The sequence below is a fragment of the Caballeronia terrestris genome (assembly GCF_001544515.1).
GTDB classification, from domain to species: domain Bacteria; phylum Pseudomonadota; class Gammaproteobacteria; order Burkholderiales; family Burkholderiaceae; genus Caballeronia; species Caballeronia terrestris.
The window spans coordinates 128,607-142,636 of sequence record NZ_FCOL02000005.1 but is presented as its reverse complement, the minus strand read 5'-3'; the positions used below and the strand labels follow the sequence as shown (position 1 = coordinate 142,636).

12 protein-coding genes are annotated in these 14,030 nt (G+C 58.9%); 7 read left to right on the top strand and 5 right to left on the bottom strand.

Features of this window, described 5'->3' with window-relative positions:
• Positions 1 to 35: 35 nt before the first annotated feature.
• The 3 genes from AWB67_RS06585 to AWB67_RS06575 all read left to right on the top strand — a co-directional run bounded on the left by AWB67_RS06585 (position 36) and on the right by AWB67_RS06575 (position 4,377).
• The gene (locus AWB67_RS06585) at positions 36 to 362 is read left to right on the top strand and encodes a DUF4148 domain-containing protein (protein ID WP_087655437.1); all 327 of its coding nucleotides are present in this window, start codon (positions 36 to 38) and stop codon (positions 360 to 362) included.
• 244 nt (positions 363 to 606) lie between these two features.
• A complete protein-coding gene (locus AWB67_RS06580) occupies positions 607 to 1,938 on the top strand; it encodes an NADH:flavin oxidoreductase (protein WP_200822181.1) in 1,332 nt (443 codons plus the stop codon).
• Between the two features lie 78 nt (positions 1,939 to 2,016).
• Complete coding sequence (locus tag AWB67_RS06575; RefSeq protein WP_087655436.1) at positions 2,017 to 4,377, top strand: hypothetical protein; 2,361 nt, start codon at positions 2,017 to 2,019, stop codon at positions 4,375 to 4,377.
• Between the two features lie 446 nt (positions 4,378 to 4,823).
• On the opposite strand, the gene AWB67_RS06570 is transcribed toward AWB67_RS06575, so the two are convergent.
• A complete protein-coding gene (locus AWB67_RS06570; protein ID WP_200822187.1) occupies positions 4,824 to 5,735 on the bottom strand; it encodes a SphA family protein in 912 nt (303 codons plus the stop codon).
• Positions 5,736 to 6,037: 302 nt separating this feature from the next.
• On the opposite strand from AWB67_RS06570, the gene AWB67_RS06565 reads away from it, so the two are divergent.
• Complete coding sequence (locus AWB67_RS06565) at positions 6,038 to 6,994, top strand: LysR family transcriptional regulator (RefSeq protein ID WP_087655435.1); 957 nt, start codon at positions 6,038 to 6,040, stop codon at positions 6,992 to 6,994.
• A 27-nt stretch (positions 6,995 to 7,021) separates the two neighbouring features.
• Here the strand turns inward: AWB67_RS06565 and AWB67_RS06560 are convergent, their stop codons facing one another.
• Positions 7,022 to 8,233 (bottom strand): FAD-dependent oxidoreductase, encoded by a 1,212-nt coding sequence (locus tag AWB67_RS06560; RefSeq protein WP_087655434.1) that lies wholly within the window; start codon positions 8,231 to 8,233, stop codon positions 7,022 to 7,024.
• Positions 8,234 to 8,637: 404 nt separating this feature from the next.
• Here AWB67_RS06560 and AWB67_RS06555 point away from each other — a divergent pair, with 404 nt between their 5' ends.
• From AWB67_RS06555 to wrbA, 3 genes are read left to right on the top strand one after another with little or no spacing between them, the layout of a single operon-like run.
• Positions 8,638 to 9,135 (top strand): cupin domain-containing protein, encoded by a 498-nt coding sequence (locus AWB67_RS06555; protein ID WP_087655433.1) that lies wholly within the window; start codon positions 8,638 to 8,640, stop codon positions 9,133 to 9,135.
• A gap of 33 nt (positions 9,136 to 9,168) precedes the next feature.
• Positions 9,169 to 10,155, top strand: coding sequence for a hydroxyquinol 1,2-dioxygenase (locus AWB67_RS06550; RefSeq protein WP_087655432.1), 987 nt, complete (start codon positions 9,169 to 9,171; stop codon positions 10,153 to 10,155).
• A gap of 49 nt (positions 10,156 to 10,204) precedes the next feature.
• Positions 10,205 to 10,837: an NAD(P)H:quinone oxidoreductase gene (gene wrbA / locus AWB67_RS06545; protein ID WP_087655431.1), complete on the top strand. Its 633-nt coding sequence runs from the start codon at positions 10,205 to 10,207 to the stop codon at positions 10,835 to 10,837.
• A gap of 102 nt (positions 10,838 to 10,939) precedes the next feature.
• Here wrbA and AWB67_RS06540 read toward each other — a convergent pair whose 3' ends face one another.
• The 3 genes from AWB67_RS06540 to AWB67_RS06530 all read right to left on the bottom strand — a co-directional run bounded on the left by AWB67_RS06540 (position 10,940) and on the right by AWB67_RS06530 (position 14,026).
• Positions 10,940 to 11,254, bottom strand: coding sequence for an ArsR/SmtB family transcription factor (locus AWB67_RS06540; protein ID WP_087655430.1), 315 nt, complete (start codon positions 11,252 to 11,254; stop codon positions 10,940 to 10,942).
• Positions 11,255 to 11,299: 45 nt separating this feature from the next.
• Positions 11,300 to 13,165: a biosynthetic-type acetolactate synthase large subunit gene (gene ilvB / locus AWB67_RS06535; RefSeq protein ID WP_087655429.1), complete on the bottom strand. Its 1,866-nt coding sequence runs from the start codon at positions 13,163 to 13,165 to the stop codon at positions 11,300 to 11,302.
• Between the two features lie 276 nt (positions 13,166 to 13,441).
• Positions 13,442 to 14,026, bottom strand: coding sequence for an AraC family transcriptional regulator (locus AWB67_RS06530; protein WP_087655428.1), 585 nt, complete (start codon positions 14,024 to 14,026; stop codon positions 13,442 to 13,444).
• Positions 14,027 to 14,030 lie beyond the last annotated feature (4 nt).

Sequence of the window (14,030 nt, the reverse complement as noted above, 5' to 3'; positions counted from 1 at the left end):
CCTGCCAACCGTAGTCAACTCTGGAGTAAACCATCATGAAATCATTTGTTTTCGCAGTCGCTGCCGCGTCGGTGCTTGCTGCTCCCGTTGTTTCGTTCGCTCAAACGGACTCGTCGTTGACGAGAGCGCAAGTGCGCGCCGACCTCGTTCAACTGGAAGCGGCGGGCTATATGCCATCGAGCGGCGACGGGCAGACCTATCCGGAAAATATTCAGGCAGCGCAGGCGAACCTGTCAGCCAGCGGCGCCGGAACCGGCTATGGAGGAGCGGCGGGCGGAGCGTCGGCATCTGGTGGCGGCACGGGATTCAAGCCTGTTTCGGCTGCGGAGTTGAGGAAGATGTATTCGGGAGGCCAGCGCTGAGGCGGGGCGAGTTCTCGCTTTGGCTTGAGCCCGGGCGTGGGGAAGGGCTGCAGGTAGCACATCGACGATGCATGGCGCTCCATCGCTCTTGTGGCAGACCATTCCTTGCTATTGGCCGATTCCGCCACGCCTTTTGTCCGATATTGGTATGGTCAGAACGCGTCTTGCACTTTTGCTCGTCCGCGTCCTGTGCGTTCGATCGCTCGACGCGGTGATGAAGCATCGCTCTGAGCCAGGAGGAGTCGTGAACGACGACGACGTGATCTTCAAGGAATTGCGCTTTCGCAATCTCACGGTAAAGAACCGCTTGTTCAGATCGAGCATATCCGGACGCTGGGACAACTACAACGGCCACGGCAATCAGGCGCGTATCAACTGGGAGGAGAAATTCGCCCGCGGAGGCATAGGCGCGATCATTTCGTCGTTCGTGCCCGTGCATGTTCGCGGCCGGATTCTTCCTAACTATGCAATGATCGATCACGATGACAAGATCCCTTTCTGGCGCGCCCTCGGCAGGAAGGTTCATGAATATGACTGCAAGTACATCCTTCAGTTGAGCCACTCCGGGCGTCAACGCGACGTCCCCGGTGTCGAAAACCTGATGAACAAGGGCTTGTCGTCGACGAGTCGCAAGGATTCATTTCATGGCCTGCTGAGCCAGGCGATGACCATCAACGAGATCAAGCAGACGCAGCAGCATTTCGCCGACGGCGCGCGTCGCGCACGCGAGGCGGGGCTCGACGGTGTCGAACTGCACGCGTCGCACGGTTATCTTTTCACGCAGTTCCTGAGCTCCGCCATCAATGACCGCAAGGACAGTTATGGCGGCTCGGTTCAGAACCGCGCGAGCTTCCTTCTCGAAACCATCGCTTCGATCCGCAGGGAAGTCGGGAACGACTTTCACCTGCAGGTCAAGATCAACGCCGTCGACAACAACAACGCGCTCTACCCTTGGGAGAAGAAGGGCAACACGCTCGCGGAATCGATCGCGATCTGCCAGCTCGTCGAGAAGGCGGGAGCGGACGCGCTGCACGTCTCGATAGGCAGCACGTTTCCGCACCCGCAATTGCCGTCGGGGGGGTTCCCGCTGGACGAAGCGAACTGGTGGTACGGCAGCATGGCGTCGAGCGGCGTGCGAGGTTACCTCAACTACACGCTGTTTCACTTCAAGGTGCTCAGGCCGGTCTTCACCGCATTCTGGAATCGCACGAAGAAGGACAGGGCGGTCGAGGCCGTGTGCGCCAACGAGTGCCTCGCGATCAAGAACAGCGTGAAGATTCCTGTGCTCAACACGGGCGGCTATCAGAGCGCCGATCTGATCCGCAAGGTGATCACGGAAGGTTATTGCGACGCCGTAACGATGGCGCGGCCGCTGATTGCGAACCATGATCTGGCGCATCTTCTGAAGCAAGGTAAGGAACCCGAGTATCCCTGTTCCTTCTGTAACCGCTGCCTGATCAATGCGCTCGCCAATCCGCTCGGCTGCTATGACGAGCGGCGCTTCGAACAGCGCGGCGGGCGCGAGGCGATGCTCGAAGAGGTCATGTCCGTCTTTAGTCCTCCGCCGTTCCCATAGGGCCTTTAGCAAGACCTTTGGCGATCGGCATGATGACGTCTCGTAACGGCTTCGCTTGCTCAACGCGAGGTGAGCAGCATGAAAGTGATCAAGACCCAGGCCAAGGACCGGATTGTCGTCGATGTGATGCGCGAAAGTCCGGTCGACCGCGCCCTGCTGCGCACCCGCCGGCTCGCGGTGATGGTTCTGATCGTCGGACTGGTGGTTGTCGCAGGGCTCAGCTCGCTCGCCCTGATGTCGGGTACGGCATTGGGAGCAACGCTGCCATGCGCGACATGCATCGATGATCCGCCAAAGCTGATTGTCGGGGCCGACGGCACGGCGGCGGGTAAGGTAACGGTGTGCAATCAGGGCGCAGTGGCATCGAAGTTGGCGCTGACACTGAGCGACTTCACAGCGCTCGGAGACAACAATGCCCCGTTCCCGCTTAACACAACACGACGTCTATCGGCTGATTCTGCCGCCGAGCGCGGTTTGGTCGACGGCACGACCGAACTCGACCAGCGCTGCGTCGCTGTAAAGGTCGATGTCTCGGGTCTGTGGCAGGCTGGCATGTCGACGGCGACGCTTCGCAACGGCCCGGAGAAACTGGCGGACCTGCAGGCGGTCAACCTGAACGCACCCTTTCATATCAAAGTGGACGGCTCGAATCCCGAGAAGCTCGACTTGCGCCTGGTCAAAGGCCAATCCTTCGATCTGCATCTTCGCAACGAGGATGCAATGGGCTACCGGTTTCGTTGGCGGCTCGATCTGCCCGGTTGCGCGGTGAACGATGTAGCCTACGTGCGGCCGAATCGCTCCGTGTTGCTTCAGATTCCCCGCGGAAGGTGCTACAGCGACATTTCGCGACTCGAGTCGGGTTTTCTCCGCAGCGCCACGCGCGAGGGACAACTGGTGTTGGAGTATGAACCCGATGCAAATCTGGAGCCTTATGCGCTGCCGCGTCGGATCTTCAAGGTCCAAGCCGCGGTAAGCCAATTCGATCCGGTTTGGCAAGGCGTATGGAACACTCTCTTCGTATTTCTCCTGTTACTGATCGGCATTGCCGCGTCGCTGTCGATCCACTATATGCTGCCGATGCAGCGCCGCCGGGTCGCCGCGAAGCAGCGGCTGGCGCTTCTCGAAGGCCGGTTGGCTGGTCTCGACACGCTGGTGCCGGCGCGATTGCTCGCTCTGCTGCGAGTGGAGAAAAAACGCCTGCGCGAGGAGTTGCGCCAGTTGTGGCCGATCGATCCGACGACGGAGGCCGCGCTACCGAAATTCGAAGCCCAGATGGATTGGCTGGAGCGGCGTATCGCATTGGTCGCCAGCGCTGGCGATCACCTTTCCAAACTCAATCGCAGCACACCTTTGGCGGTGCCGGAGGCAGATGAGGTACACGCCGCCTGCCGAGCGGTATTCGAGGTCATCGAAAGGCAGCAGGCTGTCGAGGATGACATCAAGGTAGCACAGGCAGCGCTCGACCAGGCAGCGAGGCTGCTTGCCACCGCGACGCACCCGCCCGGGGAAAATATGCTGAAAGCCCTCTTCGAACGGGCAGCGATGGTACGCGACCGCATATCCAAGGGCGTCAATCCGGCACGACACGAAGCGGACTTCGACAAGATGGTGCAGGCGTTGCTCTCAGCCGTTCCTTTGCAACCGCCAGCCGCACTCAGCGTTCCCGAATATGCTGATATCGCGCTGGCGGTAGCCAAGGCCCAGGTCGTAGCCGATTTCAAGCTTCTGCTTGCGGGCGCGCAGAGCGCTGATGTCCTGGATCGTCGCTCCGCCCGGACTGCCGAACTGCTGTCCGCTTTGTGTCCGGGTCCTGATGAATCGCTCAGGCGTGCTCGCGGTATCGTGCTCGAGGCCGAACAGGGGGTCAGCGAAGCTGACCTCGTCGCAGCTCTTCGAGAGGCCAGGCCGGCGGATCTCCGAATTAGTATCGATCCACCCAGGCCGCTTCCCTATCAACGGGTGGAAATGCGCGTGCATCTGCAGCAGGCCGGTTTCGACGAAGCCGATGCACGCTGCCGTATCAAATGTGCCTGGAACGTTACGGGTGGCGATATCGAAAGCCAGGACTGGGTGGCCAACTGTTTCTTTGAAGAGAAGCGTGCTCCGAACCGGATCAGGCGCCTCTGGGCTCGCCTCATGAAGCGCGAGTTGCCGCAGCAAGAAGAGATAACTGTCGCGGCAAGTCTGTATTATCGCGGCGAAAAACTGGTCGACGTGCCATCGGTGACGGTCAAAATCGAGCCTCCGAAGTCTTACGTCGTGGCCTCCGTGTCGTTGTCACTTTTCGCCATGCTCGTGACGATTTTGCTGGCCGGGATCGGCCTGATTGCCGGCGCGCAGGAGAAGATTCAGTCGCTTGATTGGGGAACAGCCGTATTTGCGCTCCTGGCGCTTGGGTTTGGCGCTGACGTGCTCAAGCGAGGACTGAGTCAGCCGTAACGCGGAGCGCGTGACGGGGTTCAACGAACTTCGGGACCTGTCGGGCAAGCCCGGCGAGGGGCGCTGCCGCCGGGCGTGGATGCTGCGCTTCTCGCATGAACGGGCGCGCTGCGTCATGGTGTGTGGGAAGAGACATCACGGGAGTCGCGGATGATTTCCTGATATTGACATAATAATAATTAGCGAAAGTTTTGATTGTAGTGGCTCAATAGAAATGTCGTATTCGGGCGTAGCCTCGTAGACAGGCACATCCTCGACCCGCGGTTCGAGCGACACCACAGTAATTTCAAGGAGCCGCCGTTTCGAGAACACAACTACGCGCCCTGAAGTCCACCTTCGTGCGCTTGCATACTCCGTCAAAACGCGAACGAAGTCCGTCGGCCGCATCTCGGAGAGCAGCCGCTGATTTCGCGGCAACAATCGCAATCAATCCTGTCGCCCCGACGTCAGAAATGGTGGACATAACGGGCGACGAATCGATTCCCTTCTGAACGGTTTCTCGCGCCTTGCTCGAAATACGCGTTTAGGAACAGGTGATCGTCCTTCGAGAAACTGCACAGCATGCCCGGTCCAATCGCCCAAACACGCTCGCGCCGACCCTCCGCGTCACTACCGTTTACCTTCGTGTCGCTGATCTGGTTGAACCAGTACGCGTTCACGCCGAGCCGCAACGTCGGTGTGATCGTGTATTCAATCGCGAAGTTCGCATGCAATGCCTGGCCAGCCTGAGTGCTGGTCACGTCCGGCCCGAACGAAGCGTTCGGATCGCTGTTCCTTGAATTCCAAAGATAGTGGAACCGCACCGACGCAGTCAGCTTGGGTGTGAGCCAAAAGGTGCCTGCCCAATAGGGGTTGATCGACCAGAAATGGCTGCCGGGACTCATCGCATTGTTGTGATTATAGGCACCTGTCGGTGCGCTGATGTCAAGTTCGAAGCGGTGCGAAAAGATTGGCCCATTCGGTCCGACGTACGGCCCGAATTGCAGCAACGGGCCAAAGATCACGTCGCCGACGCCGCTCTGCCCTTTGAGCACCGCATTGTTCAAACCGTCATCGATGTCGTGTCCCAGGATAGCGGGAAGAAGCAAATCGAAGCCAGGATTTCCGCCGAGGAATCTGGTCGGTGAAAGATAGAGAAACTGAGTTACGCTGGATATCATATCGACCTTCTGCCTGGGCAACGGAAGCTTGTTGCCGTTGTTGTCGTTGAGGCGATCTGCAGCGTAATACTGAAGATATTCCTCGATATAGAGACCCGGGCCTGCGGGCGGCGCACCATCGAGAAAACTGGTCAGGCCCAGATTGACCTGGGGCTCGTCATACCCAAGCGCGTGAGCGGCCGAGATCATGCCAATCATCGCGCATATAAAGCGGCAATACGGTTTCCACTTCACGAATATCTCCTATATCGAGTTTCTTTATTTGCTTTGGGTTGCTGCTTTTACGCCTCGATCCGCATCGCATGCGATAGCGCACGTCGCGCGGACAAGAGCGCGGCTTACGAAGCAATTCCTTGTAACCAGAGCGGTTGATCTATCGCGCGTCCACCCCGATGACTTCGTTCCGGACGTCCTTTCAGCTATGGCATTCTTGAGGAATAAAACTTACTATCCGAGCGTCGGAGACCAAACGACGCCCTACAACAAAATGGAGACGGCCTATGGACATCTACTTGAGTATCGAGGCGTTCGTCCGTGTTGCTGAAGCCGAGAGTTTCGCCAAGGCAGCGCAACAGCTTGGCGTTGCGAAGTCCGTAATCACGACGCGTGTTCAACAACTCGAAGAGCACCTCGGCGTGTCTCTGTTTCATCGGTCCAGCCGGGCCGTCAAGCTCTCCGAAGTCGGCGTGTCCTACTACTCCGATTGCTACGACGTAATCGATCGGATGCAATCGATCTCGCAGCGCTCGCGCGATACGTCAACCGCAATGGCAGGCGTTCTGCGGATCGGCGTACTGAACGGCTTCGCACTGGAACATCTTCCCAAGGTGATAGCCGAATTCCATCACTCCCATCCGCGAATTTCGTTTGACGTGATCGCAAACGATCATGTCGTCGATCCTGTGCAGGAGGGATTCGATGTCGTGTTGCAAATCTTCCCGCCTGCCTCCGATTCGCTGATCGAACGGCGTCTCTTTCCGATGCGCGGCGTCTTCGTTGCATCGCGAGACTACCTCGACCGCATGCCACCCGTCGCTGAACCAAACGATCTGCGCGCGCACGCCTTTACGTGTTATCGCTACTATCCGTGGGGCAACCGCTGGTCGTTTTATCAAGGCGAGAAACGCGTGGAGGTCACGCTCGCGCCCGTCTTGCGATCGAACAGCGTTCATATGCTTCTGGAGTTCGCCCGACTCGGCTTGGGCATCGCCTATATGCCTACGATGGTGGTCGCCCGCGATCTGCTTTCTGGGCGGCTCGTTCGCGTGCTCGAGGACTACACCACCGACACGCCCTTCTTCTCAGCCGTCTATCCCACCTCGCATCGTTCGACAGCCAAGGTAAAACTTTTCCTCGACATTCTGTCGACGCAATTTCCCATGGAACCGGAATGGGATCGTGCGCTTGGACTGATTGAAACGAAGGGCGAACGCAATCAGCGCGGCTCTGCGACCTGACAAGGCACGCAGCGCCGCTCTCGCATGTTATGCGGCCAATCGCTGCGGTTCGGCGAATCGCCGGCCATTGAGCCGCTCGAAATCATTCAGCATGCCGCGCATCTGCTCGCGGTCGGAACCGACCTTGATCAGCATCTCGGCGTCGCGCGCACGTTGCGCCGGATCGCGTTCCTTCATCCAGGTGAAATTCGCCGTCGCAGTGGGCGACGTGAACTCGAGAAACACCTTGCGGCGGTCGTTCGCATACTCGTCGAGCACCGACATGGGCGCGCTTTGCTTTATCACGGCGACCAGCGCTTCGCCGAGATGTTCCGCATCGAGCACACCGCCCGACAACCCCAGACCACCCATCGGATTCGTTGCGTGTGCGGCATCCCCGGCGAGAATGACGCGTCCCAGTCGAAACTCGGCTGCGCATCGCTGGTGGACCCGATACGGGTTAAGGTGATCGACACGATATCGGTCCGGCGTCGGCGCACCAGGCAAGAGCCGTTTAAAGCGCTCCGGCAGACGCTGGCGCACCTCGGCCTCCGTCAAGTTCGGGTCCTCGCCGTAGCAAACACGCCAGATTCCCGATTGATCGAGTTGCACGACGACCGCCCAGTCCACCGGATCGTGCACGAAATTGGCTCTCGAATAGCCGTGCAGGTTAAAGTCGTAAAACACGTTGCTGGCGACCAACCGCTCCGGCCACGTGAAGCCGTCGAAAGTCGCGCCGATCTTTTCGCGAACCGTGCTGCGCGCGCCATCCGTTGCCGCGACGAAGCGGCAGCGCAGTCGCGTTACGCCTCCTGGGCCGTTCGTCGCAATGGTGACGTAGCTCTCGTCCTGATCGACACTTTCGACGCGATGATTCCATCGAATGTCCACGTTCGGTAGCGTCCGAAGGTGCGAGACGATGATGTTGGATACGTGATTCTGACCGAGCAGCAGCATGTACGGATAGGCCGTGTCGCTCGCAACAGCATCCCACTTCATCATCGTGATCAGGCTTCCATCTCCATGCCGATACGCGAACTCAGGGCACCAGACCGCGCGTTGTCGAATGTCTTCGAGAAGCCCGAATCGATCGAGGGCAGCAGCCGTCGGCGGCATGTAGGCGACGGCTCGCGGTGAAGGCGATACGCCAGCTTCTGCTTCGAGCACCACCACACGGATGCCTGCCCGGCCGAGCTTCAACGCTGTCAGGAGGCCGACCGGCCCTCCTCCGATGACGACCACTCCATCTACTGTTTCCATGCTTCGTCTCCTGATGATTTCGGTTCTATGTCGGACCGGCTTTGCCCCAAACACATTTGCGACTTGAACGAGCGCCGGCGTTGACTGAAGAGTATCCAGCGCAATTCCAGTAAGCAATGAGAAGCCCGTTCGCGAATCCCGAACGGACCAGTCGGGCTTTTCAGCGGCGATACAGGCAAATCCCGTGGAAGGCGCCAATTGACGAACGCATAACGGCGGCCTATGGAGCGGTTCAATTCGTCGTTCGCGATCATGGCGTTTGCGAACGCCGAACGCTGACAGGTTGTTCGTCAGGATGACTCCGCTTATTCTGAATCGGCACCAGGATCAAGCCGGCAGTGTGAGCGTGAAAGCGCTGCTCAGGTTTGTCGGGAAAGTTGAATATCCATTACCAAGGAGACACCATGGACCATAAGACGACGTTCGCGTCGCTCGATCGGTTTGAAAAGGGCGGCGTGGAGATCATCGATGACGACGTGAAGCACTACGCGTTCTCAAATGTATTCGAGGTCGCGAGCAAGGCATTGCCTTACGAGAAGGTCGTCGTCGCGAAGAACATGCAATACGTGCTGGAAGCCGTGCGCGCAGAAGGCTCGTCGAACTGGTTCGCTGCTTCGCATGATGAGTTCGTCATTCTGCTAGACGGCGAACTCGAAATCGATTTTATAGCGCTCGAGAATGCGCAAGATATCGTGCCGCCGGCCAGCGCCGGAACGATCGCCATCGCAGGCGAGCCACAAGGCGACAGGATGGGGATGTGCAGACTCCAGCACGGGCACCAGGCGCTGTTGCCTGCGAATTCGGCATATCGCTTTCGAGCCACGCGTCCTGGCGTTCTGCTGATTCAAACCGTCGCCGGTTCGCTCTCGGTCGAGAAATGGCGCGACATCTGCCTTCACTAATCCAGCGCCAATATTCCTTAGGAGACAATTTCCATGGCTGATCTCAATCCCGTCCTGGCAAGCCCACCCGATGCAGTAACGGGTTATCGTGCGTTTCGGCTCGGCGAATTCGATCTGCGCCGAGACGCATATTTCGTCACAATCGAATGGCCCGCGAATGGCCAGAAGCGCACACACAAGATCAAGGCTGACGACTTCATCCGCGCCATGATGCGCGACGTTGCCTGGGGCTTCTTCTATGGCTGGGTCAACTTCGATGACGTCATCGGCACGCGCAACCAATACGGTCGCGTCGACTTCTATGCGGGCGCGTTCAACGCGTCGTATTCGCAAGCAGGCATCGACTACACCGAGCAGTTCGACACTCCGCTCATCATGGCGACGTTCAAGGCGATCCTGAGCGACTGGGTCAACGAAGGTTTCGATCCGTTTGCCGCGCCGGAGGAAACCGGCTCCGCGTTCGGCTTCAAGAATGGGGACAACGATCAGGCGATCGAACGGACCCGCATCGCGACCCGTCGCATGCCCGGACTCGAGGGCGATTCACCGCTGCGCGATGACATGCCCGTCAATCGCCACTTCGCGGACGTATCACAAGCGGATCCGGAAGTATTCGCTGAACCCGGCCACGAAGGAAAGCTGCACGCGATCAGTCTGTTCAAGTATTTGTCGCGATCGGATGTCACGTGGAATCCGTCGGTTACATCGGTGTGCAAGGAAAGCCTGTGTTGCCCGACGACCGAAGAGTTCGAACTGCCGGTGTTTCACGGCAACGACCGGGTCGAGTGGTTCATTCAACTCTCCGACCAGATCGTCTGGGACGTGGCCGACAAGAACACGGCCGCACCGCGCGCGCGCGTGACCATGAAGGCAGGCGACGTCGCGGCCATGCCGGCCGACATTCGCCACAAAGGATATTCCGCCAAGCGTTCGATGCTGCTCGTCTGGGAGAACGTGACACCCGATCTGCCCAAGCGTTACGAAAGCGGCGAGTTCACCCCCTACCCTGTCGAATTCTAAAGAACTCTGCTAACCAGTTCCGGTTAGCAATCCAATCTCGGAGAACATCATGGCGACGAAGATTCAGATTGTTTTTTATAGTGCATATGGCCACATCTACAAGATGGCCGAGGCGATTGCCGCCGGAGCGCGCGCGACAGGCGACACTGAAGTGACGCTCTTGCAGGTTCCCGAACTCGTGCCGGAGGACGTCCTCGTGAAGAGCGGTATGAAGGGTTATCGTGCAGCGTTTTCGAGCATCCCGATCGCCACACCCGATGCGCTTGCGGAAGCCGACGCGATCATCTTCGGTACGCCCACGCGGTTCGGCAACATGTGCTCGCAAATGCGTAACTTCCTCGACCAGACCGGCGGGCTGTGGATGTCGGGCGGCCTGATCGGAAAGGTCGGGAGCGTGTTTACGAGTTCTGCGTCGCAGCACGGTGGACAGGAAACGACGATTACCAGCTTTCACACGACGCTTCTCCATCACGGAATGGTGATCGTCGGCGTGCCTTATTCGGAACCGCGCCTTGTCAATATGAGTGAAGTGTCGGGCGGAACGCCATACGGTGCTTCCACGCTGGCCGGCGCCGACGGCTCGCGTCAGCCGAGCGAGAACGAACTGGCGATTGCGCGTTTTCAAGGGCAGCATGTCGCATCGATTACGAAGCGTCTGGTTGCGCGGCCGAATCTGGCGTGAGGTTGGATTGGATGAGGGTTCGCCTTCGAGCGGGATAAGAAGGAATTTGACGAGGGAGCGCTGAATGAACTCAGCGCTCTCAGGAGGGATAGCAAGCGAACCCTAAAGCTCAAGGCTGATTTGCCTGGCAAACGCAAGTATCACTTCTTCGTTTCGTGACAGAAGCGTCCATTGACCGACCCGGGTCGGAACGACGAGGCCTGCCTCGATCAACGTCGCGACATGCACCGATACGGTCGATTGAGACAGCCCGCTGCGCGCATGAATCGCGCTCGACGGCACTCCATGACGAAAATCGATTCGTTCCTGTTCGAAGGCATCATTTGACGTCTTCAACCACCTCAGGATCTCACGCCGAAAGGGGCTTGCAAGAGCCCTATGAATGAGATTCGCATTGACCGTGAGATTCGCAAGCATCGTGATATGTCTTGATAGAAAATGAGCCGCTTAACGCATCCTTGGTCAAAACATATCTGCAGGGCTTTGACGCGCTACGCTCGCACTCCCTGCTTCGCCCTCCAACCGGGACGGAATGAACGGCCCGGTGATCATATTCGAGTAGCTTTGCCCAGGCCCTACCATCGGAAACACGTCCGCGTCCTGATCGACCATTACCTCCAGAAAAGCCGGCCCGTCGAATTCGACGAAGGCCTTGAGTGCATCCTCGAGCTTGCGCTTTGCTTCGACTCGACGCGCGAACTCGAACCCGTCCGCTCGTGCCGCCAATACAAAATTCTTGCGATGCAGCGATTTGTCGCTCACGCACATTCGGCCGTCGTAAAAGAGACGCTGCCACTGCCGGATCATCCCATCGCCGAGATTGTTCAGCAGCAGCACTTTGACGGGAACGCCATACGTGCTTGCCGTCTCAAGCTCGCCGACGTTCATCCGGAGGCTGCCGTCGCCATCGATATCGATCACGAGCGCATCCGGGCGTGCCAGTCGCGCACCGATCGCCGCGGGCAATCCGAAGCCCATCGTCCCCATGCTTCCCGACGTAAGGAAGCTCCGGGGCTCGACGAAATCGAAGAACTGTGCCGCCCACATCTGATGCTGGCCGACACCCGTGGTGATGATCGCGCGTCCGCCGGTGATCTCGCTCAACTTTTCGATGACGAACTGCGGCTGGATCAGCGGGCTGCTCCGGTCGTAGTTCATGCCGTAGCGCTGCTTCAGTTCCGTCACGCTCTTGACCCACTCCTCAGACGCGTACGCGGACGGCCCGAACTCCATCAATGACAGCAACGTAGACTTCGCATCGCCCACATGACTCCAATGTGCCCGCTTGACCTTATTGATCTCCGCCTCGTCGATGTCGATGTGCGCGACATGTCGCGCGCCCGGAGCGAATGCTTCAGGGCGGCCGCCGGCCACGCGGTCATCGAATCGGGCGCCCAGTGCAATCAGGAAGTCGCAGTCTTCGACCGCGTAGTTCGCACACGCGGTCCCATGCATGCCCAGCATGCCAAGCGACATGTCATGTTTTGCGGGTAATGCGCCAAGACCCATGAGCGTGGTCACGACAGGAATGCGATAACGCTCGCAAAACCGGCGCAGCTCAGCCGTCGCGCCAGCCGCGATAACGCCGCCGCCGACATACAAAAGCGGTCGTTTGCTTTGCCCAAGAAGAGCGAAGAATTCGGCACGCTTGTCTTCATCGAGATGAGCGCCTTTTGCCATCGATCGAAGCCGATCGGAATAGCCTCGAAACTGAAGCGTGCCACGCCCCTGATACGGTCCCATCCAGTTCTGAATGTCCTTCGGCACATCCACGACGACCGGACCCGGACGCCCGGTGCGAGCGATTTCGAATGCGGTCCGCAGTGTCTGCTCCAGCTTCGCCGGATCGGTTACAAGGAAGACCTGCTTCGCGCACGCCGACATGATGTTGAAGACCGGCGCTTCCTGAAAGGCGTCGGTGCCGATCGCGGCACGAGGCACCTGTCCGCATATGAGAACGACGGGCACTGAATCACCGTTACAGTCAGCGATGGGTGTCACTGCATTGGTTGCGCCCGGGCCGGACGTCACCATGAATACGCCGACCTTTCCGCTCGCACGCGCATAGCCCGCAGCCATGAAACCCGCGGCCTGCTCATTGGCCGGCACGACGAATTTCATCTGTCGCTCAGGGTTTGCCGCGTGCATTTCGTTGAAGCGAAATACAGCGTCGTAAGTCGGCAGGATCGCGCCGCCGCTATAGCCGAAGATCGTATCGACGCCCTGTTCGGCAAGCACGCGCAGAATGATGTCGGCGCCCGACATCCACTCGCTGGCATGCGCCGATTGAATGAAATCCTGTGAAGCTACGCTTGGGTTTTGAGTCATGGCTGTCTCGCAGGGAATCGGGCGCTGACGGATCAGCGTCCAAAAGAAAAGGGCAATGTCCCTTCCAATTCGAGAACAGCGTATGTTCGGCACCAGCTCATAGACAATCGCTCCGACGGGTTCTCCGTTCCTGGCCGTGTCCACTTAAGCACTTTTGCTTGATGTGCTTCTGGAAGAATTGTGGGGGTAGTGCTATTTATTCTGCCGCTTAACACTGCTATCCGCCGTTCTATCGGGGTCGTTCACAGGCCAAAGTAGGCAGCATTCAGGCCATGCTCAGCTTTTTAGGCGGGGCTTCGACAGCGCCTTGGCGATGCTCCTGACGATGTCATCACCAAGATCTTCCTTGACAAGTGCCAGGGCCAGATGGATGCCAGCGTCCACGCCATTGGACGAATACAGATTGCGATCCTTCAGATAGCTTGTATGCGTCACGACGTGCGCCAGCGGATGTTCGGCGGCAAGACGTTGCGCATCGCGCCAGTGCGTGGTTAACCACCGATGGTCAGCAAGGCCGGCACGCGCGAGCAGGAACGCACCGTTGGACACTGACGCCAGCTTTCGCGCGTGGCGTCCGGCTCGACCCAGCCAATCGACGAGTTCGCTGTGCTGGAGCCGTGAGCTCACAACCGGCGATCCCGGGACGACGACAATATCGAACGGCGTGAGCACATCGAACAGGCACTCCGTCGTGCGCACCGCCGTGCCGTTCGAGCACAGCACAGGCCCGGGCGACGGACCGACGAGATGCTGTTCGTAGAACGCTCCGCCCCATAAGCGGTTGGCTTCCTGGAACACATCCATCGGACCGCACACTTCGAGTAGCTGGAAGCCTGCGTACAACATAATCGCGACACGCATGAGG